11 protein-coding genes and 5 tRNA genes are annotated in these 19,218 nt (G+C 65.3%); 8 read left to right on the top strand and 8 right to left on the bottom strand.

What is annotated here, in order from left to right:
- The first annotated feature begins 65 nt into the window (after positions 1 to 65).
- Both EO139_RS09970 and EO139_RS09965 read left to right on the top strand, forming a co-directional pair.
- Positions 66 to 293 carry a hypothetical protein gene (locus tag EO139_RS09970; protein WP_016904406.1) on the top strand — a complete coding sequence of 76 codons (228 nt, stop codon included), beginning with the start codon at positions 66 to 68 and terminating at the stop codon, positions 291 to 293.
- Positions 294 to 550: 257 nt separating this feature from the next.
- Positions 551 to 2,917 carry a Tex family protein gene (locus EO139_RS09965; RefSeq protein ID WP_126970378.1) on the top strand — a complete coding sequence of 789 codons (2,367 nt, stop codon included), beginning with the start codon at positions 551 to 553 and terminating at the stop codon, positions 2,915 to 2,917.
- A 389-nt stretch (positions 2,918 to 3,306) separates the two neighbouring features.
- Here the strand turns inward: EO139_RS09965 and EO139_RS09960 are convergent, their stop codons facing one another.
- Together EO139_RS09960 and EO139_RS09955 are read right to left on the bottom strand one after the other, a co-directional pair.
- Positions 3,307 to 7,077, bottom strand: coding sequence for a PAS domain S-box protein (locus EO139_RS09960; protein WP_126970376.1), 3,771 nt, complete (start codon positions 7,075 to 7,077; stop codon positions 3,307 to 3,309).
- Positions 7,078 to 7,267: 190 nt separating this feature from the next.
- A complete protein-coding gene (locus EO139_RS09955; RefSeq protein WP_104582548.1) occupies positions 7,268 to 7,648 on the bottom strand; it encodes a response regulator in 381 nt (126 codons plus the stop codon).
- 139 nt (positions 7,649 to 7,787) lie between these two features.
- Between EO139_RS09955 and EO139_RS09950 the strand changes: the two genes are divergently transcribed.
- Positions 7,788 to 7,874 (top strand) — tRNA-Leu (locus EO139_RS09950).
- 333 nt (positions 7,875 to 8,207) lie between these two features.
- Entirely contained in the window at positions 8,208 to 8,384 is a 177-nt protein-coding gene (locus EO139_RS09945) for a hypothetical protein (RefSeq protein ID WP_102252013.1), read from the top strand.
- 257 nt (positions 8,385 to 8,641) lie between these two features.
- Here the strand turns inward: EO139_RS09945 and EO139_RS09940 are convergent.
- Both EO139_RS09940 and EO139_RS09935 read right to left on the bottom strand, forming a co-directional pair.
- A tRNA-Glu gene (locus EO139_RS09940) sits at positions 8,642 to 8,717 on the bottom strand.
- Positions 8,718 to 8,766: 49 nt separating this feature from the next.
- A tRNA-Ala gene (locus EO139_RS09935) sits at positions 8,767 to 8,842 on the bottom strand.
- Here EO139_RS09935 and EO139_RS09930 point away from each other — a divergent pair.
- On the top strand, positions 8,810 to 9,115 hold the full coding sequence (locus EO139_RS09930) for a hypothetical protein (RefSeq protein ID WP_126970374.1): 306 nt from the start codon (positions 8,810 to 8,812) through the stop codon (positions 9,113 to 9,115). The genes EO139_RS09935 and EO139_RS09930 overlap by 33 nt on opposite strands.
- 223 nt (positions 9,116 to 9,338) lie before the next feature.
- Here the strand turns inward: EO139_RS09930 and EO139_RS09925 are convergent.
- The 4 genes from EO139_RS09925 to EO139_RS09910 form a co-directional block, all read right to left on the bottom strand.
- Positions 9,339 to 9,414 (bottom strand) — tRNA-Glu (locus tag EO139_RS09925).
- Positions 9,415 to 9,460: 46 nt separating this feature from the next.
- Positions 9,461 to 9,536, bottom strand: a tRNA-Ala gene (locus tag EO139_RS09920).
- A gap of 104 nt (positions 9,537 to 9,640) precedes the next feature.
- Positions 9,641 to 10,102: a cytochrome c gene (locus EO139_RS09915; protein WP_164739041.1), complete on the bottom strand. Its 462-nt coding sequence runs from the start codon at positions 10,100 to 10,102 to the stop codon at positions 9,641 to 9,643.
- Positions 10,103 to 10,110: 8 nt separating this feature from the next.
- Positions 10,111 to 10,503: a cytochrome c gene (locus EO139_RS09910; protein WP_126942092.1), complete on the bottom strand. Its 393-nt coding sequence runs from the start codon at positions 10,501 to 10,503 to the stop codon at positions 10,111 to 10,113.
- A 204-nt stretch (positions 10,504 to 10,707) separates the two neighbouring features.
- On the opposite strand from EO139_RS09910, the gene EO139_RS09905 reads away from it, so the two are divergent.
- From EO139_RS09905 to EO139_RS09895, 3 genes are read left to right on the top strand one after another with little or no spacing between them, the layout of a single operon-like run.
- The gene (locus EO139_RS09905) at positions 10,708 to 11,841 is read left to right on the top strand and encodes an efflux RND transporter periplasmic adaptor subunit (protein ID WP_164739801.1); all 1,134 of its coding nucleotides are present in this window, start codon (positions 10,708 to 10,710) and stop codon (positions 11,839 to 11,841) included.
- Positions 11,838 to 15,347 carry an efflux RND transporter permease subunit gene (locus EO139_RS09900; protein WP_104582551.1) on the top strand — a complete coding sequence of 1,170 codons (3,510 nt, stop codon included), beginning with the start codon at positions 11,838 to 11,840 and terminating at the stop codon, positions 15,345 to 15,347. Before EO139_RS09905 ends, EO139_RS09900 begins: the two co-directional genes overlap by 4 nt.
- A complete protein-coding gene (locus EO139_RS09895) occupies positions 15,344 to 18,430 on the top strand; it encodes an efflux RND transporter permease subunit (RefSeq protein WP_104650442.1) in 3,087 nt (1,028 codons plus the stop codon). The genes EO139_RS09900 and EO139_RS09895 overlap by 4 nt, the downstream gene beginning before the upstream one ends.
- Positions 18,431 to 19,218: the final 788 nt, after the last annotated feature.

Genomic DNA, 19,218 nt, shown 5'->3' with positions numbered 1-19,218 from the left:
CCTCACGGCACGGTCGTTATGCTCGCGCCACTAACGTAGTCACAGTTGTTAACGAGGGTGTGGGCATGTCGATCGTTCTGTATGTCGGTGGCAGCAAAGATGGCGACAAGGGTGTTGTGCCTTACGGGTTCAGCAAGTCGCGTGCAATGACCGACGCCGGGCCGGAGATCTATGTCGAGCGCATGGTGCCGCTGAAGGACGTCGGCAAGATCCGCGTGATGGCGCTGGAGTCGCTGCACGAGAGCATCTTGGTCGAGCGCGCTGCCACCCACTACGCCGGTCGCGCCAGCTGAGCGCGGCCAACCGGGCGCCGCCGCGTACAGGCTGACGGGCGTACCGGGAGCCCTGCACCAGCAGGTATCGCTCCGGGCTGCAGCATGCAGCCACGCCCGCGCTGAGACGTCGTGACATCCAGCCAGCTACTTCAAGCCTGGGCAGCCACTTCAGTGTGCGCCGGCACAGGTTTACGGTGATCCTGTCAACGGGTTCCCGCGGCGGGCCAGCACTGCGAAAATGCTTTTTTCAGTGAAGCGGCTTTGGCCGCGCCGCCATGCACGATAGCCAGCTTGCCCAGCAGATCGCTCGCACCATCGCCGACGAGATCGGTGCCCAACCCGCCCAGGCGCGCGCCGCCATCGCCCTTCTCGACGAAGGCGCCAGCGTTCCGTTCATTGCCCGCTACCGCAAGGAAGTCACCGGCGGGCTGGACGATACGCAACTGCGCAATCTGGAAACGCGCCTGACCTATCTGCGCGAGCTGGAAGAACGGCGCGCGGCGATCCTGGCCAGCATTGGCGAGCAGGGCAAGCTCAGCGACGAATTGCGCGGTGAGATCGTGGCGGCCGACACCAAGTCGCGGCTGGAAGATCTGTACCTGCCTTACAAGCCCAAGCGCCGCACCCGCGCGCAGATCGCGCGCGAAGCCGGCCTGGAACCGCTGGCCGATGGCCTGCTGGCCGACCCGAACCAGGCGCCGGAAGTCGCTGCTGCTGCGTTCATCGATGCAGACAAGGGCGTGGCCGATATCAAGGCGGCACTGGAAGGCGCGCGCGCCATCCTGATGGAGCGCTGGGGCGAGGACGCCGCCCTGGTGGGCGAGCTGCGCGGCTGGTTGAACGACAACGGCGTGATCCGCGCGCGCGTTGCCGAGGGCAAGGAAGAGGCCGGCGCCAAGTACCGCGATTACTTCGATCACGCCGAAGCGCTGTCCAGGATTCCCTCGCACCGCCTGTTGGCGCTGTTTCGCGCGCGCCGCGAGGAGTTCCTGTACCTGGACCTGGAGCCGGGCAACGATGCCGAGGCCGGCCATCAGTACGCCGAAGGGCGTGTGGCGCGCAACGCCGGCATCTCCAACCAGAACCGCCCGGCCGACCGCTGGTTGCTGGATGCCTGCCGGCTGACCTGGCGCGCCAAGCTGCACATGCATCTGCTGCTGGACCTGTTCAACCAGGCGCGCGAAAAGGCCGAGGCCGAGGCGATCGCCGTGTTCGGCGACAATCTCAAGGACCTGATGCTGGCCGCGCCGGCCGGCCCGCGCGTGGTGCTAGGGCTGGACCCCGGTATCCGCACCGGCTGCAAGATCGCCGTGGTCGATGCCACCGGCAAGCTGGTGGCCACCGAGACGATCTATCCGCATGAGCCCAAGCGGCAATGGGACCAGTCGCTGCAGACGATCAAGAAGCTGTGCCTGCAGCACAACGTGGAGCTGATCGCGATCGGCAACGGCACTGCCAGCCGCGAAACCGACAAGCTGGCTGGTGAGGCGATCGCGCTGTGCGGGGCGAGCAAGCTGCAGAAGATCGTGGTCAGCGAAGCGGGGGCGTCGGTGTATTCGGCGTCCGAATTCGCGGCCAAGGAGTTCCCCACCCTGGACGTGTCGCTGCGCGGCGCGGTGTCGATCGCGCGCCGCCTGCAGGACCCGCTGGCCGAGCTGGTCAAGATCGAGCCCAAGGCGATCGGGGTGGGCCAGTACCAGCACGACGTGGACCAGTATCGCTTGGCCAAGGCGCTGGAAGCGCGCGTGGAAGACTGCGTCAACGCGGTCGGCGTGTACGTCAACACCGCTTCGGCGGCGTTGCTGTCGCGGGTGTCCGGGCTGTCGAGCACGGTGGCGGAAAACATCGTGCGCCATCGCGACGACAACGGCCCGTTCAAGCGTCGCAAGGACCTGCTCAAGGTGCCGCGTCTGGGCGAGAAGACCTTCGAACAATGCGCCGGTTTCCTGCGCATCGCCGATGGCGACGAGCCGCTGGACGTCTCGGCGGTGCACCCGGAAGCCTATCCGGTGGTCGAGCGCATCGTCGGCAGCACCGGCAAGCCGATCAAGGCCTTGCTGGGCGACGGCAGCTTTCTGCGCGGACTCAAGCCGGAGCTGTTCACCGACGAACAGTTCGGTGTACCGACCGTGCGCGACATCCTCAAGGAGCTGGAAAAACCCGGCCGTGATCCGCGTCCCGAGTTCAAGGCCGCGCAGTTCGCCGAAGGCATCGAGGACATCAAGCACCTCAAGCCCGGCATGGTGCTCGAAGGCGTGGTCAGCAACGTGGCCGCATTCGGTGCGTTCGTCGATATCGGCGTGCACCAGGACGGCTTGGTGCACATCTCCGCGTTGTCGGATACCTTCGTCAAGGATCCGCGCGATGTGGTCAAGGCCGGCGACATCGTCAAGGTCAAGGTGCTGGAAGTGGACGTGGCGCGCAAACGCATCGCACTGACCTGCCGTCTGTCCGACACGCCTCCACCGGCCGATGGCGCAGCCCAATCGCGCGATCAACGCGGCAGCGGCGCCCCGGGGCAGGGCAGGCGCGACGGTGGCGGTGGACGTGGCCCGGCACAGGGCAACAACAAGCCACGCATCACTGCACCGCCGGCCGACAACGCGCTGGCCGCCGCATTCGCACGCGCCAAGCGCAGCTGACCCGGCGTGCCCGGCGGCTGTGCTGGCATGGCTGGGCAGTGTAGATAGACCCGCTCGCAAGGCGGTGGGTCTGCTGCTGTGATTGGAGCGTGCGTGGGCAGGCTGATCTGCAACTGGCTGCTGGGTCCGTGGCCTCCGACCACCGCGGTGCGCCCATGCAGATACGATCAGTCGTAAGGCGACTGATCCGGGGCCTTGCTGCAGGGCCCTTGCCCGCCCACCCTCGCAGGACACGCCGCAAGGACGTCCTTGTAGGCTCTTACGCGGCATCCATGCCGCGTAAGGTCCCGCGACGGCGGGCGGGCAAGGACCTGTCGGGATGGTCGGTGTGTCTTGTTGCAAACAGCGCTAGTTGACCACGCTGTTTTATTAGCCGTTTCCAGGCGACCTCACGCCTCGCTGCGTACCGCGCGCGTCGGCAAGATCAGGCGTTCGATCAGGTCGACCAGGCCGGGCGGCTCCACCGGCTTGCCCATATGCGCATCGAATCCGGCCACTACGGCGCGGTCGCGGTCTTCTTCGCGCACATAGGCGGTGAGGGCGATCGCGGGGATATGCCGTGGCAGGTCGGTGCGACCGGAGCGCACCGTGCGGATCAGGTCGTAGCCGTCGCGCATCGGCATGGCGATATCGCTGACCAGCACGTCGAAGGGTGCCTCTGCCAGGCATTGTTCGGCTGCCTCCACCGAGCCGGCCGCCTGCACCTGCGCGCCGGCCAGCATCAGGAACTGCACCACTGCCTCGCGCGAATCCTGGTCGTCGTCGACCAGCAACAGGCGCACGCCATCCAGGCGTCCAAGGCAGTCGCTCGGCAACGGGCCGACCTGCAGCGACCCGGACGCCGCCGGCCGCAGATCGCTGACGCCGTGCTGGAACGGCAACACGATGGTGAAGGTCGCCCCCTTGCCTTCGCCTGCACTGGATGCCCCCAGGCTGCCGCCGTGCAGATCGACCAACTGACGCGAGATCGACAAGCCCAGCCCCAGCCCACCGACGCGGCGCGTGGTCCCGGCATCGGCCTGCCGAAAACGGTCGAACACGTGCGGCAGGAAGTCGGCTGCAATCCCGATGCCGGTGTCCTGCACGCATAGCCGCAGCCGCTCGTCCTCGATGTCCAGCGCCACCCGCACCGTGCCACCGGGCGAGGTGAACTTGAGTGCGTTGCTGAGCAGATTGGTCAGCACCTGCTGCAGGCGCCCGGCATCGCCGAAGAACCACAGTTCGCCTGCATCGGGCGCATCCAGTTCCAGCGCGATGTCGCGCGCCAGTGCGGACGGCTGCATCAGTTCCACCGTGCTGCGCATCAGTCCTGCGATATCGAAGTGCTCTGCCTGCAGGCGGATCTTGCCCGACAGGATCGCGCTCATGTCGAGCAGGTCGTCGATGATCTGCGTCTGTGCACGCGCACTGCGCTCGATGATGATCAGGCCTTTGCCCACATTGACCGGATCGAACACCTCCGACTGCATCAACCGCGACCAGCCGAGGATGGCATTGAGTGGCGTGCGCAATTCGTGGCTGAGCGTGGCCAGAAACTCGTCCTTGACCCGGCTGGCATGCTCGGCCTGGCTGCGTGCGGCGGTCTCGGCTTGCAGCGATTGCTTGAGCTTGGCGTCCACGCGCGTGCGCTCGATGACGATGCCGGCCAGATGCGATGCAGAGCGTGCCATTGCCTGTTCGCGCAGCGAGGGCAGGTGAGCACGATCGTAGTAGATGTTGAGCGTGCCCAGCACCTGACCGTTGCTGTCCAGGATGGGCGTCACGCAGCAGGCGACGATGCCCAGTGCCGACGACACCGCATGATGGTCGCTGAAGCTGGGGTCGGCCTGGATGTCCTCGCAGATCACCTGCTGCCCGAGGTAGGCAGAGCGCGCGCAGGGCGGCCCGTTCAGCCCGATCGGCGAGGCTTCGAAATGCCCGCGGTACTCGATCGGAAAATGCGGCGCCGAGCCGAAGCTCAGCGTTTTTCGTACCTCATCGAGCACCATCACCGCGCAATACAAGGTCGTCTCGCCACGCGCTTCCACACTCGATGCGATGGCATCCAGCACCACCGGCAGCGGTGCGCCGGTGGTGATCAGGCTCAGGATGGCGCGGTCGGAGGCGGTGGCATCTTCGATGTGCTTGCGTTCGGAGATATCGGTCAGCGAACCGATGTGGCCGAGAAAACGTCCATCGCTGGCGAAGTGCGGCGATGCGGTATCGATGCACCAGCGATACTGCCCATCGTGACGACGCACCCGGTACTCGGCCAGGAACTCGCCACGTTGCGCCAATGCCTGCCCGAACGCATGGCGTACGCGCTCGGCATCGTCGGGATGCATCACATCCCACCAGCCCTGATTCATCGCCTGGTCTTCGGCCTGCCCGGTGAAGTGGTACCAGCGCGGATTCCAGTACACGCAGTCACCCTGCGCATCGGCCATCCAGATCATTGCCGGCACCGTCTCGCACAAGGCGCGGAAGCGCACTTCGCTTTCGCGCAGCTGTTGCTCGAACGCACGACGGTCATGGATGTCGGTGTAGGTGCCGATCCACTCGCCGATGCTGCCGTCGTCGCCGCGCACGGGCAGGGCGCGCGCCAGGTGCCAGCGCCTCTGGCCATCGTGGCGTTGCAGTTCGCACTCCATTTCATAGGCGCGCTCGCCATCGACTGCCAGCGCCCAGGCCTGCGAAGACACCCGCAGGCCATCGGCGGTATGCGCCCGATGCCATGCAGCGGTCTGGTTGTCTGAAGGATCCAGTCCGGTGTATTCGTACCAGCGCCGATTGAAGTAATGCGGCTGACCCTCCCGGTCGGCGATGAATATGATCTGCGGCAGCGTGTCGGCCAGTCGGCGCAGCCGCGCTTCGTTGGCGGCCAGTTGCTGCTGTGCCTTGGCGCGTTGCATGGACTCCCAGCAGCGTGCAGCGACCAGGCGGACCAGTTCGATCTCGGTGGACAACCATCGCCGCGGTGCGCGCTGATGCACGCCGATGGCCGCGACCAGGCGGCCGTGTTTGTGCAGCGGAATCGCCAGTGATGCGCGCAGGCCTGAGCGGCGGTACTGCTGGGACACATAGTCCGGTGCACCGGGCGCCATCGCATCGGTGGTGAACCAGGGGCGGTTTTCCAGCAAGGCGTCGCGCAAGCCCTGTGCCACTTCCAGCGGAAAATCGCCCTGCAGGCTCGGCATGTCCTGCACATGGTCGCTGATCACGTGCATGGTCCTGCCGTCGGCCGCCGCCAGGCCAAACGCACAGCGATTGACCTGCAGATGTTCGCCCAGCAATCGCACACTGGTATCGATGATCTGGCGCGGATCGGAGACGTTCTGCAGCGCGTCTTCGAGCATCAGCAAGAAGCTGTCGCGACTGGCCACGTTGCGTTGCTCGGTGACATCGAATCCGTGCACCAGGATCGCGTCGATGCGGCCATCGCGCTCGCGCATGGGCTGATACAGGAAATCCACGAAGGTCTGATCCAGCACGCTGCCGGGCCTGCGCTGCAGATAGGCCGCCATCGATTCGCCGATGAAAGGACGGCCGCTGCGTCGCACCTCATCGAGCAGCTCGACATAGCCCTGGTCGGCGAGTTCCGGCATCGCCTCGAGCAATGGACGGCCAAGCAACGGACGGTGGCCGACCAGGTCGTGGAAGCGCTGATTTGCGCTCTCGACGATATAACCGGGGCCACGCAGCACCGCCATGAAGGCCGGCGACTGATCGAGCGCGGTGGACACCGCTGCAGGCTCGGCCTCGCTACGGATCCGTGTCGCAACAGGGGCGGGCGTGCCGGCGACATACAACATGCCCAGACGTTCGCCGGCCTGCAGGATCGGGCTGCACGACCACGCCGACAGCGGCAATGCCGCATGCGGATGCGCACCGTGGTGGTCGGCTTCAGTGGTGTCTGCAAGTTCCGCCAATGGCTGGCCGAATGCTGCCGGGTGGCGCTCGCCCAGCAGCGCGATGCAGGCATCGTTGTAGATGCAGCGCGACTGGTCGCCCCAGACCAGCAGCATCGGAACCTGCGCGTGCAGGCACACCGAGAGGGTCGTCCGCAGCGCCTGGCTGTCGCGCAGCAGCGGATCGGCGGCGCATGCGGACGACGACAATAATCCGGCGATCTCGCACGTTTGCGGCAGCAGACCGGCAAACGGCGACACGACGCTATCCATTGGGTGACCTGCCCATCATGCCTGGATGCACGATTCTAGTGGCAAGCGGGCTGTAGGCGAGGGGTTTGCGACAACCGGCACGGCAGCGCGAACGGCCTGCGTTAAGCGCAGCAGTGGCGCAACTGGTTACCGAAGAGTGCCAACTATCGACCGCGCCACGTGCTGGCGACACACCGGTAGGCGGTCGCGCTCAGCTGGCGGCACCGCTCAGCTGCCGTGCCCTGGACAGCGCGCTGATCAGCTCTTCGGACAAGTAAGGCTTGGTCAGGATCACGCCGCGTTCGAAGCCGCCGGGGATGGTTCCACTGGCAACACCGGTGGCCAGCACGAACGGAATCCCCAGTTCCGACAACAGTCGGGCGACCGGCTCGCTGGTCTCGCCGTTGCCAAGACGGTAATCGAGCACCGCGATTTCCGGCGCATCGGCCTTGATCAGCGTCAGCGCCTGTGCAACCTCTCCGACCGGACCCAGCACGACGGCACCGGCCTGGACGAGCTGCAGGTCGAGCAGCATGGCATTCATCTGGTCGTTCTCGACCACCAGCACCCGAACTCCACGCAACACCGACATTGCTTACTCCTTCACCTAAGTCGGCCAGTATATCGACACTGCTTCGCCGCGGCGCTGATGACTCCGCTTGCACCTGAATTCGTCAGGCGCGTTCTGACACTGTTCGTTTCATGCACAACTCGCTATACTGCGCGGCCACGCCGAAGTGGCGGAATCGGTAGACGCAGCGGACTCAAAATCCGCCGCCCTTAAAAGCGTGTGGGTTCGAGTCCCACCTTCGGCACCAGGATGTAGCGGTACAAGCAGAGCCCTTCTGGCGACAGTCAGAGGGGCTTTTCTTTTTGGCGCTCGACAGCCGTGCCGGAGCAGGCTGGTGATTGCATCGCCGCGCTTGCGCAGTGCCGTCAGGCGTGGAGCGAGGAGGTGTCGATGGTGTGCGCCAGGCGGCGCAGCGTCGTGCCGTGCTTGCATGGCAGCGTGTTCGCTGGCCCGCATCGCTGCCGCGTAGTTGCTGAAGAATGCGGTCGAGATGAGACAGCGCTGCCACCTTGCGCCTGCAGGCACGCAACCATCACGCGCGGTGCGTACCTTGGATAGCTCTTTCAAGCAGGTGGCTTCCATGGATTTTGATTCTTCGCAGCAGCTGCGCATTTTGCGCGACATCCACGACACCAAGCCGGTGGCCGACGAAGAGGCCAACTGGGCGGTGCGCGCCGGCTATGCGACACAGGCCGAAGACGGCGATATCGATCTCACCCACGAAGGCCGCAAGGCGCTGGATGTCGGCCAGACCTAATCTGGCATTGTGCGGACGTTGCTCGATGCGCAAGCCGGTTGGTGCGTCATCGAGTGCACACGTTCCACAGTCGATCGGCGGTGCGTGCGTGTGGATGCAGCGACACCGCCCCGCGCCCTTAGTCGATGGGCTCGTTGAACTGGCAGCTCAACGATATGTGGTCGCGTCGCTATCGATCGCGTGCGGTGAAGCGGGGGGCTGCTGAGCAGCATCAGGCAAAAAAAAAAGCCCCGGCAATGCCGAGGCTTTCTGATGATTGGCGTCCCCACGGGGATTCGAACCCCGGTGTCCACCGTGAAAGGGTGGTGTCCTAGGCCTCTAGACGATGGGGACGCGTATCAAAACCTGGTTGTAGATTCCAGACGGCCTATGTCGGGAATATTGGTGGAGCCAGGCGGGATCGAACCGCCGACCTCCTGCATGCCATGCAGGCGCTCTCCCAGCTGAGCTATGGCCCCACGATGCTGCGAGCCGGCAATCATAGCGACATCGATGACGCTTGGGAAGTGGTGCGTGCAAAAAAAGATGTGCTGAGCGATTTGCCGGTGGCAGGGTCAGCACGGCGTGTGCAGACGGAAGTATGCGATGCGTTCCAGCATCGCCGATTGATCGAGCTGGATGTCGCTGTGCGGGGATTGTCTGATCGGTTAGAGCGCAGCGATGCAGTGGCCGTGGTTATCCGCAGGCTGGGCATGTGCGACAGTCCTTGCGCAAGTGATCGACCCGCGTAGCAAGGGGTGCGCGTTCGCGGTCATCGGCATGCGTGCAGTTGCGCTGCAGCCGACGGCGGATCAGCAAAGGGGCCGCTTGCATTGCGGCAACACGCTGCCGCTGCATCTTCAATATCCGCATGACGACATGCCGCAGGTGGGCCGCGTGCAGATCCACGACACACGAGCGATGCCGAAAAACACGCAAAAAAAAGCCCCGGCGATGCCGAGGCTTTCTGATGATTGGCGTCCCCACGGGGATTCGAACCCCGGTGTCCACCGTGAAAGGGTGGTGTCCTAGGCCTCTAGACGATGGGGACGCATATCAAAACCTGAGTTTGTCTACCTGGCGGCCTAAGCCAGGATTGGTGGAGCCAGGCGGGATCGAACCGCCGACCTCCTGCATGCCATGCAGGCGCTCTCCCAGCTGAGCTATGGCCCCACGAAACTGAGAACGAAATGATAGCGGCCTGTTAATGTTCGCGCAAGTGCTTTTTCATCTCGAATGAGACGCAACGTGCGCGGGGCACCCGACGCGTCTGCAACTCAGTTGACGCCGTGCAGATCGCGCAGCTGCGTCTGCCGCGCACCAAAGTAGGCGGCCAGATCGGCAATGTCCTGATCGCTCAGCGCGGTGGCCTGTGCGGTCATCAGCGGGTGCTGGCGATCGCCGCTGCGGTAGGCCTGCAAGGCGTGCGCAAGGTAGTCGCCGTACTGGCCGCCGAGCTTGGGATAGCTGGGGTCGATGGGAGCATTGCCGTCGGCGCCATGGCAATCGATGCAGCTCTGGCCGGTGGCCTTGCCCTTCGCATGCGCCAGCTTGTCGCCGGCCTCGGCGCGCCCGGTCGGCAGCCCGGCAGACGAACCGGAGCCATGTTCGCCGCTGGCGTGGCCGGCATCGCCGGCGGAATGATCGGTGGACTCCACCTGGGATTGGGAGCAGGCCGCCACCATCAGGGCAGCGACCAGGACGATGGCTAGACGCGGAGCGTGCAGGGCGTTCGGCATGTGGGCGCTTATTTGAGGGTGGACAGGTAGGCGGAAATATCGGCGATGTCCTGCTCGGAAAAGCTCTGCGCCTGCGCTTGCATGGTGGGATGCTTGCGTTTGCCCTGGCGGTACTCGGTCAGCGCCTGGGTCAGATACTGACTGGATTGGCCGCCGATCTTGGGCACGCGATAACTCGGATAGGCATTCTTGTACCCGGTGACGCCGTGGCAACCCTGACAGGTATAGGCCAGCAAGCGGCCGTTGGACGGGTTGCCGGTGGGCGCTGCGGGGGGAGCCGCCGCCGCAGTGGGCGCAGGCGTGGCGGGTGCGGCTGGCGGGACTGATGGTGTCGCTGATGCGCCCCCAAACGGCAGGAAGACGACCAGAGCGAGACAAGCGGCGAGCGGCTGCGGGCGCATGGTTTCGTATCCGGAAGACTGATTGAACGTCCGCACGTGGGGGCATGACGGAACCGGTCCGAGTATGCCTGCGATTTGGCCCCGCGCAAACGGGGTGAATAGGCGAACTTGAACAGACCATGACCTTTGGCGCATTGGCGACATCATCGTTCGGGTGGTCTACTTGCCTACAACACCTGTTCACGCATCCACTAGGACACGACGATGTCGCCACGCTCTTTCTTGCCCGGCCGCAGCGGAACCTGCGCCGCCGCATTGTTGATCACCACGAGCCTGTTGTTGGGCGGCTGCAAGGCCGGAGATGGCGCGGCCAAGGCGGCCGAGGAAAAGAAGAGCGTCGACGCGGTGCCGGTGGAAATTGCCAAGGCCGCACGCCGTGCGGTGGCGGCCAGCTATACCGGCACCGCCGCATTGGAGCCGCGTGCCGAAGCACAGGTGGTGGCAAAGACCTCCGGCGTGGCGCTGGCGGTGATGGTGGAAGAGGGGCAGAAGGTGTCCGCGGGCCAGGCGCTGGTCCGCCTGGATCCGGACCGCGCGCATCTGGCGGTGGCGCAAAGCGAAGCGCAGCTGCGCAAGCTGGAGAACAGCTACCGCCGCGCCACCCAGTTGGTGGGGCAGCAACTGGTCAGTGCCGCCGATGTCGACCAGCTCAAGTTCGATGTCGAAAACAGCCGCGCGCAGCACCGCCTGGCATCGCTGGAACTGTCCTACACCACGGTGCAGGCGCCGATTTCCGGGGTGATCGCCTCGCGCTCGATCAAGACCGGCAACTTCGTGCAGATCAATACGCCGATCTTCCGCATCGTCGACGACTCCCAGCTGGAAGCCACGCTCAACGTGCCCGAGCGCGAACTGGCCACGCTCAAATCCGGCCAGCCGGTGACCTTGCTGGCCGATGCCTTGCCCGGCCAGCAGTTCATCGGCAAGGTCGATCGCATTGCGCCGGTGGTGGATTCGGGCAGCGGCACCTTCCGGGTGATCTGTGCGTTTGGCCAGGGCGCCGAAGCGCTGCAGCCGGGCATGTTCGGGCGCATCCGCATCGACTACGACCAGCGCAAGGATGCATTGGTGATTCCGCGCCTGGCATTGCTGGACGATGGCGAGCCGGCGGTATTCGTGGTGCGCAACGGCAAGGCCAGCCGGGTGCCGGTGAAACTCGGCTATGCCGAAGGTCCGTGGCTGGAAGTGCGGCAAGGCCTGAAGGAAGGCGACCAGGTGGTGACCGCCGGCAAGGTGGCACTGCGCGATGGCACTGCGGTCAAGGTGATCGGCCAGCCCGATCGCAAGCCGGTTGCGGCTGCGGCGCCGGCAACCGGCAGCGACGGGAAGCGCTCATGAGCGATCACGGCAACCCGCACGGACCCGTGCACGACCCGCATGCGTCCTTGTCCGGCGGTGGCGGTCTGGTGGCCTTCGCCACGCGGCGGCGGGTGACCATCGCGATGATCACCGTGACCATGCTGCTGTTCGGCCTGATCGCCTTGCGCAGCCTCAAGGTCAATCTGCTGCCGGATCTGAGCTATCCCACGCTGACCGTGCGCACCGAATACACCGGCGCGGCGCCGGCGGAAATCGAAACGCTGGTGACCGAGCCGGTGGAAGAAGCGGTCGGCGTGGTCAAGAACCTGCGCAAGCTCAAGTCGATCTCGCGCACCGGGCAGAGCGATGTGGTGCTGGAATTCGCCTGGGGCACCAACATGGACCAGGCCAGCCTGGAGGTGCGCGACAAGATGGAAGCCTTGTCGCTGCCGCTGGAAACCAAGCCGCCGGTGTTGCTGCGCTTCAATCCATCGACCGAGCCGATCATGCGGCTGGCGTTGTCGCCGAAGCAGGCACCGTCCTCCGACAGCGATGCGATCCGCCAGCTCACCGGCTTGCGTCGGTATGCCGACGAGGATCTGAAAAAGAAGCTCGAACCGGTGGCCGGCGTGGCCGCGGTCAAGGTCGGCGGCGGGCTGGAGGACGAGATCCAGGTCGATATCGATCAGCAGAAGCTGGCCCAGCTCAACCTGCCGATCGACAACGTGATCACCCGGCTCAAGGAGGAGAACGTCAACATCTCCGGCGGCCGGCTGGAAGAAGGCTCGCAGCGGTATCTGGTGCGCACGGTCAACCAGTTCGTGGATCTGGACGAGATCCGCAACATGCTGGTGACCACGCAGAGCAGCAGCGGCAGCGCCGCGGAAGCGGCGATGCAGCAGATGTATGCGATCGCCGCGTCCACCGGCTCGCAGGCGGCGCTGGCGGCGGCGGCCGAGGTGCAGAGCACGTCCTCGTCGTCGACCAGCAGTATTGCCGGTGGCATGCCGGTGCGATTGAAGGATGTGGCCGAGGTGCGCCAGGGCTACAAGGAGCGCGAGGCGATCATCCGCCTGGGTGGCAAGGAAGCGGTGGAGCTGGCGATCTACAAGGAAGGCGACGCCAACACCGTGTCCACCGCCGCAGCGCTGCGCAAGCGGCTGGAGCAGTTGAAGGCGACCGTGCCCGGCGATGTCGAAATCACCACCATCGAGGACCAGTCGCACTTCATCGAGCACGCGATCAGCGACGTCAAGAAGGATGCGGTGATCGGCGGCGTGCTGGCGATCCTGATCATCTTCCTGTTCCTGCGCGATGGCTGGAGCACCTTCGTGATCAGCCTGTCGCTGCCGGTGTCGATCATCACCACGTTCTTCTTCATGGGCCAGCTGGGCCTGAGCCTCAACGTGATGTCGCTGGGCGGTCTGGCGCTGGCCACCGGCCTGGTGGTGGACGATTCGATCGTGGTGCTGGAAAGCATCGCCAAGGCGCGCGAGCGCGGCCTGAGCGTGCTGGATGCCGCAATCGCCGGCACCCGTGAAGTGAGCATGGCGGTGATGGCGTCCACGCTGACCACGATCGCGGTGTTCCTGCCGCTGGTGTTCGTCGAAGGCATCGCCGGGCAGCTGTTCCGCGACCAGGCGATGACCGTGGCGATCGCGATCGCGATCTCGCTGGTGGTGTCGATGACGCTGATCCCGATGCTGAGTTCGCTCAAGGGCGCGCCGCCGATGGCGTTCCCGGATGAGCCGAGCCACCCGCAGTGGCAGCCGCAGCAGCGCTGGCTCAAGCCGGTGGCCGCCGGCCGGCGCGGAGCCGGGGCGAGCGTGCGCTATGCGTTCTTCGCTGTGGCGTGGGCGGTGGTCCGGCTGTGGCGCGGCATCGCGCGGGTGGTGTCGCCGGTGATGCGCAAGGCCAGCGATCTGGCGATGGCGCCGTATGGCCGTGCCGAGCGTGGCTATCTGGCGATGCTGCCGGCGGCGTTACGGCGGCCCGGGTTGGTGCTGGGACTGGCGGCGGCCGCGTTTGTCGGCACCGTGTTGCTGGTGCCGATGCTGGGGGCGGACCTGATTCCGCAGCTGGCGCAGGACCGCTTCGAAATGACCGTGAAGCTGCCTTCCGGTACGCCGTTGGCGCAAACCGACGCGCTGGTGCGCGAGTTGCAGCTGGCGCACGACAAGGACCCGGGCATCGCCTCGTTGTATGGCGTCAGCGGCAGCGGCACGCGGCTGGACGCCAATCCCACCGAAAGCGGCGAGAACATCGGCAAGCTCACCGTGGTGATGGCCGGTGGCGGCAGCCCGGCAGTGGAAGCGGCGGCCACCACGCGGCTGCGCAACAGCATGGCCGGGCACCCGGGGGCGCAGGTGGATTTTGCACGGCCGGCGTTGTTCAGTTTTTCCACGCCGCTGGAAGTGGAGCTGCGTGGGCAGGACCTGGGCGAACTGGAACGTGCCGGGCAGAAGCTGGCGGCGATGCTGCGGGCCAATGGTCACTATGCCGACGTCAAGTCGACGGTGGAGGAGGGCTTCCCGGAGATCCAGATCCGTTTCGACCAGGAGCGCGCGGGTGCGTTGGGCTTGACCACGCGCCAGATCGCCGATGTCATCGTCAAGAAGGTGCGCGGGGACGTGGCCACGCGTTACAGCTTTCGCGATCGCAAGATCGACGTGCTGGTGCGCGCGCAGCACAGCGACCGCGCCAGCGTGGACGCGATCCGGCAGCTGATCGTCAACCCCGGCAGCAGCCGGCCGGTGCGTCTGGCGGCGGTGGCCGAGGTGGTGGCGACGACCGGGCCGAGCGAGATCCATCGCGCCGACCAGACCCGCGTGGCGATCGTGTCGGCCAGCCTGCATGACATGGACCTGGGCGGTGCGGTGCGCGAGGTCGAGTCGATGGTGCGCAACGATCCGCTGGCCGCCGGCGTGGGCATGCATATCGGCGGGCAGGGCGAGGAGCTGGCGCAATCGGTGAAGTCGCTGCTGTTCGCGTTCGGCCTGGCGATCTTCCTGGTCTACCTGGTGATGGCCTCGCAGTTCGAATCGCTGCTGCATCCGTTCGTCATCCTGTTCACCATCCCGCTGGCGATGGTCGGCGCGGTGCTGGCCTTGCTGATGACCGGCAAGCCGGTGTCGGTGGTGGTGTTCATCGGCTTGATCCTGCTGGTGGGGCTGGTGACCAAGAACGCGATCATCCTGATCGACAAGGTCAACCAGTTGCGCGAGGACGGCGTGCCCAAGCGCGAGGCCTTGATCGAAGGTGCGCGTTCGCGCTTGCGGCCGATCGTGATGACCACGCTGTGCACCTTGTTCGGTTTCCTGCCGCTGGCGGTGGCGATGGGTGAGGGTGCCGAGGTGCGCGCGCCGATGGCGATCACCGTGATCGGCGGGTTGCTGGTGTCCACGCTGCTGACCCTGCTGGTGATCCCGGTGGTGTACGACCTGCTGGATCGGCGCGCCGATGCGTACTACCTGGAGCGCGGCCGACGCATGGCCGGGCAGCGTGCGCAGGCACCCGGGAACTCCGACGGGCTGGAGGCGCTATGAGCGTTGCCGCCTTCAGCATCCGTCGCCCGGTCACCACCATCATGTGCTTCGTCTCGCTGGTGGTGGTGGGGCTGATTGCCGCATTCCGGCTGCCACTGGAGGCGCTGCCGGACATTTCCGCGCCGTTCCTGTTCGTGCAACTGCCGTACACCGGCTCCACCCCGGACGAGGTGGAACGCAACCTGGTGCGGCCGGCCGAAGAGGCGCTGGCGACGATGACCGGCATCAAGCGCATGCGCTCGACCGCCACCGCCGATGGCGCCAACATCTTCATCGAGTTCTCCGACTGGGATCGCGACATCGCCATCGCCGCATCGGATGCGCGCGAGCGGCTGGATGCCATCCGTGACGATTTTCCGGAAGATCTGCAGCGCTTTCACATCTACAAATGGTCCAGCAGCGACGAACCGGTGCTCAAGGTGCGCCTGGCCAGCCAGACCGACCTGACCGGCGCGTACGACATGCTCGACCGCGAATTCAAGCGGCGCATCGAACGGATTCCCGGCGTGGCCAAGGTGGAGATCTCCGGCGCCCCGCCGAACGAGGTGGAGATCGCGATCGCGCCAGACCGGCTCACTGCGCACGACCTCAGCCTCAATGAGTTGAGCGAGCGCCTGGGCAAGCTCAACTTCTCGGTGTCTGCCGGCCAGATCGATGACAACGGCCAGCGCATTCGGGTCCAGCCGATCGGCGAATTGCGCGACCTGCAGGAGCTGCGCGAGCTGGTGCTCAACGCAAAAGGGCTGCGTCTTGGCGATATTGCGCAGGTGCGGTTGAAGCCGACGCGGATGAATTACGGACGCCGCCTGGATGGACGGCCGGCGATCGGGCTGGATATCTACAAGGAGCGCAGCGCCAACCTGGTGGATGTGTCCAGGGCGGCGTTGAAGGAGGTCGAGGACATTCGCGCCGAACCTGCGATGCGCGATGTGCAGATCAAGGTGATCGACAACCAGGGCAAGGCGGTGACCTCGTCGCTGGCGGAGCTGGCAGAAGCCGGCGCGGTGGGCTTGCTTTTGTCGATTACGGTGCTGTTCTTCTTCCTGCGCCACTGGCCATCGACGCTGATGGTGACGCTGGCGATTCCGATCTGCTTTGCGATCACGCTGGGCTTCATGTATTTCGTCGGCGTCACGCTCAACATCCTGACCATGATGGGCCTGTTGCTGGCGGTCGGCATGCTGGTCGACAACGCGGTGGTGGTGGTGGAAAGCATCTACCAGGAGCGCGAGCGCATGCCCGGCCAGCCGCAGCTGGCGGCCTTGCTCGGCACGCGCAGTGTGGCGATCGCGCTCAGCGCCGGCACCTTGTGCCATTGCATCGTGTTCGTGCCGAACCTGTTCGGCGAGACCAACAACATCAGCATCTTCATGGCACAGATCGCGATCACCATTTCGGTATCGCTGCTGGCGTCGTGGTTGGTGGCCATCAGCCTGATTCCGATGTTGTCGGCGCGCATGAAGACACCGCCGATGGTGAGCTCAGAGCGCGGCGTGATCGCACGGCTGCAGCGCCGTTACGCCAGGGTGCTGGCGTGGACGCTCGCGCATCGCGGCTGGAGCGTGGCCGGCATCGTGCTGGTCAGTGCGATCAGCCTGGTGCCGATGAAGTTGACCAAGGTCGACATGTTCGGTGGCGACGGCGGCAACGAGGCCTTCATCCAGTACCAGTGGAAAGGCTCGTACACGCATGAGCAGATGGGCGAGGAGGTCGGGCGGGTCGAGCACTACCTGCAGGCCCATCGCGACAAGTACCACATCACCCAGATCTATTCGTGGTTCAGCGAGGCCGAAGGCAGCAGCACCACCGTGACCTTCGACGCGGGCAAGGTCAAGGACCTGCCACCGCTGCTGGAACAGATCCGTAAGGCATTGCCGCGCTCGGCACGTGCGGACTACAGCATCGGCAACCAGGGCGATGGCGGTAGCGGCAATCAAGGGGTGCAGGTGCAGCTGGTCGGCGACTCGACGCAGGCCCTGCAGGCCTTGGCCGACGAGGTGATCCCATTGCTGGCGCAGCGCAAGGAATTGCGCGATGTGCATGTGGATACCGGCGATCGCACCAGTGAGTTGGCGATCCGGGTGGACCGCGAGCGTGCGGCGGCCTTCGGCTTCAGTGCCGAACAGGTGGCAAGCTTCGTGGGCCTGGCCTTGCGTGGCACGCCATTGCGCGAGTTCCGCCGCGGCGACAACGAGGTGCCGGTGTGGGTGCGCTTTGCCGGCGCCGAACAGAGCAAGCCGGAAGACCTGGCCAGCTTCACGGTGCGCACCAAGGATGGCCGCAGCGTGCCGTTGCTCAGCCTGGTGGATGTGCAGATTCGCCCGGCCGCCACGCAGATCGGCCGTACCAATCGGCAGACCACGCTGACCATCAAGGCCAACCTGGCCAGCAAGGTCACCGTACCGGAAGCACGCGCGGCAATGGAAAAGCCGCTCAAGGCAATGAGCTTCCCGGCCGGTTACAGCTACACCTTCGACGGCGGCGATTACCAGGACGACGGCGAAGCGATGGGCCAGATGGTGTTCAACCTGGTGATCGCGCTGGTGATGATCTATGTGGTGATGGCGGCGGTGTTCGAGTCGCTGCTGTTTCCTGCGGCGATCATGAGCGGCGTGGTGTTTTCGATCTTCGGGGTGTTCTGGCTGTTCTGGATCACCGGCACTTCGTTCGGGATCATGTCCTTCATCGGCATCCTGGTGTTGATGGGCGTTGTGGTGAACAACGGCATCGTGATGATCGAGCACATCAACAACCTGCGTCGCCGCGGCATGGGCCGCACCCAGGCGCTGATCGAAGGCTCACGCGAGCGCCTGCGGCCGATCATGATGACGATGGGCACCGCCATCCTGGCGATGGTGCCGATCTCGCTGACCAGCACCACGATGTTCAGCGACGGCCCGCCGTACTTCCCGATGGCCCGCGCGATTGCCGGCGGGCTGGCATTTTCGACGGTGGTGAGCCTGCTGTTCCTGCCGACGATCTACGCGATTCTCGATGACATGAGCAATGGCGCAGCAGCGCTGGTACGACGTGCGCGCGGTGTGCCGAAGATGCTGCCGGCGAGCGTTGCGCTTGAGTCTTGAACGTTACGCGCTGCCTGAGCCCCTCTCCCGTCGGGAGAGGGGTTGGGGTGAGGGTACGGGTTCTCCGGGCATGCCAATCAAGCGGCTGTCAGTCGCTGGCTTCGGTGAGGGCGGCAGCGCGTCCGGGGACTGGCTCCTCGGCTCGGTCAGACATCCTGTCTGACTCGCCGCCGCGACACATCCCTGTGCCGCTCTCCGCCAATCCCCGGCCACGCTGTCGCTTCGGCGAGTCGTTGCCATGACCTAGTCAAGGCAAGCGAATTGCCCGTCTTGTTTTCAGAGCCCGCGCGATTCTCGCTAACACCAGCAAGCAGAGCAGGGATCTGCTGGCGTGTCACGGTGCGCCGAACACGCCAGCGCCACGTAGCGCTTGAGTCTTGAACATCACGAGCCGCCTGAAGCTGCTATCCCGCCGGGGGAGAGGTGTACGAGTGCCCTGAGCACTGCCAATCAAGCGGCTGTCAGTCGCTGGCTTCGGTGAGGGCGGCAGCGCGTCCGCGGACTGGCTCCTCGGCTCGGTCAGACATCCTGTCTGACTCGCCGCCGCGGCACATCCATGTGCCGCTCTCCGCCAATCCCCGGCCACGCTGTCGCTTCGGCGAGTCGTTTCCGCGACGTTGGGCGACGAAAAACGGCAGCCGGTTCAGTGCTCGATTTTGATGCGTGCCAATCTGCTCTCCGTTCCGCCAACGCAGGAACATTCGAGAGTGGTCCGCGGGCGCCGGGGCAGGACCTTACACGACATGGCGCGTGTAAGAGCCCCCATGGATGGGCTCACGGCGTGTCCT

This window comes from Xanthomonas sp. BRIP62411 (assembly GCF_003993525.1).
GTDB classification, from domain to species: domain Bacteria; phylum Pseudomonadota; class Gammaproteobacteria; order Xanthomonadales; family Xanthomonadaceae; genus Xanthomonas; species Xanthomonas euroxanthea.
The sequence above is the reverse complement of the archived record's forward strand: the minus strand, read 5'-3'. Positions and strand labels throughout refer to the sequence as shown.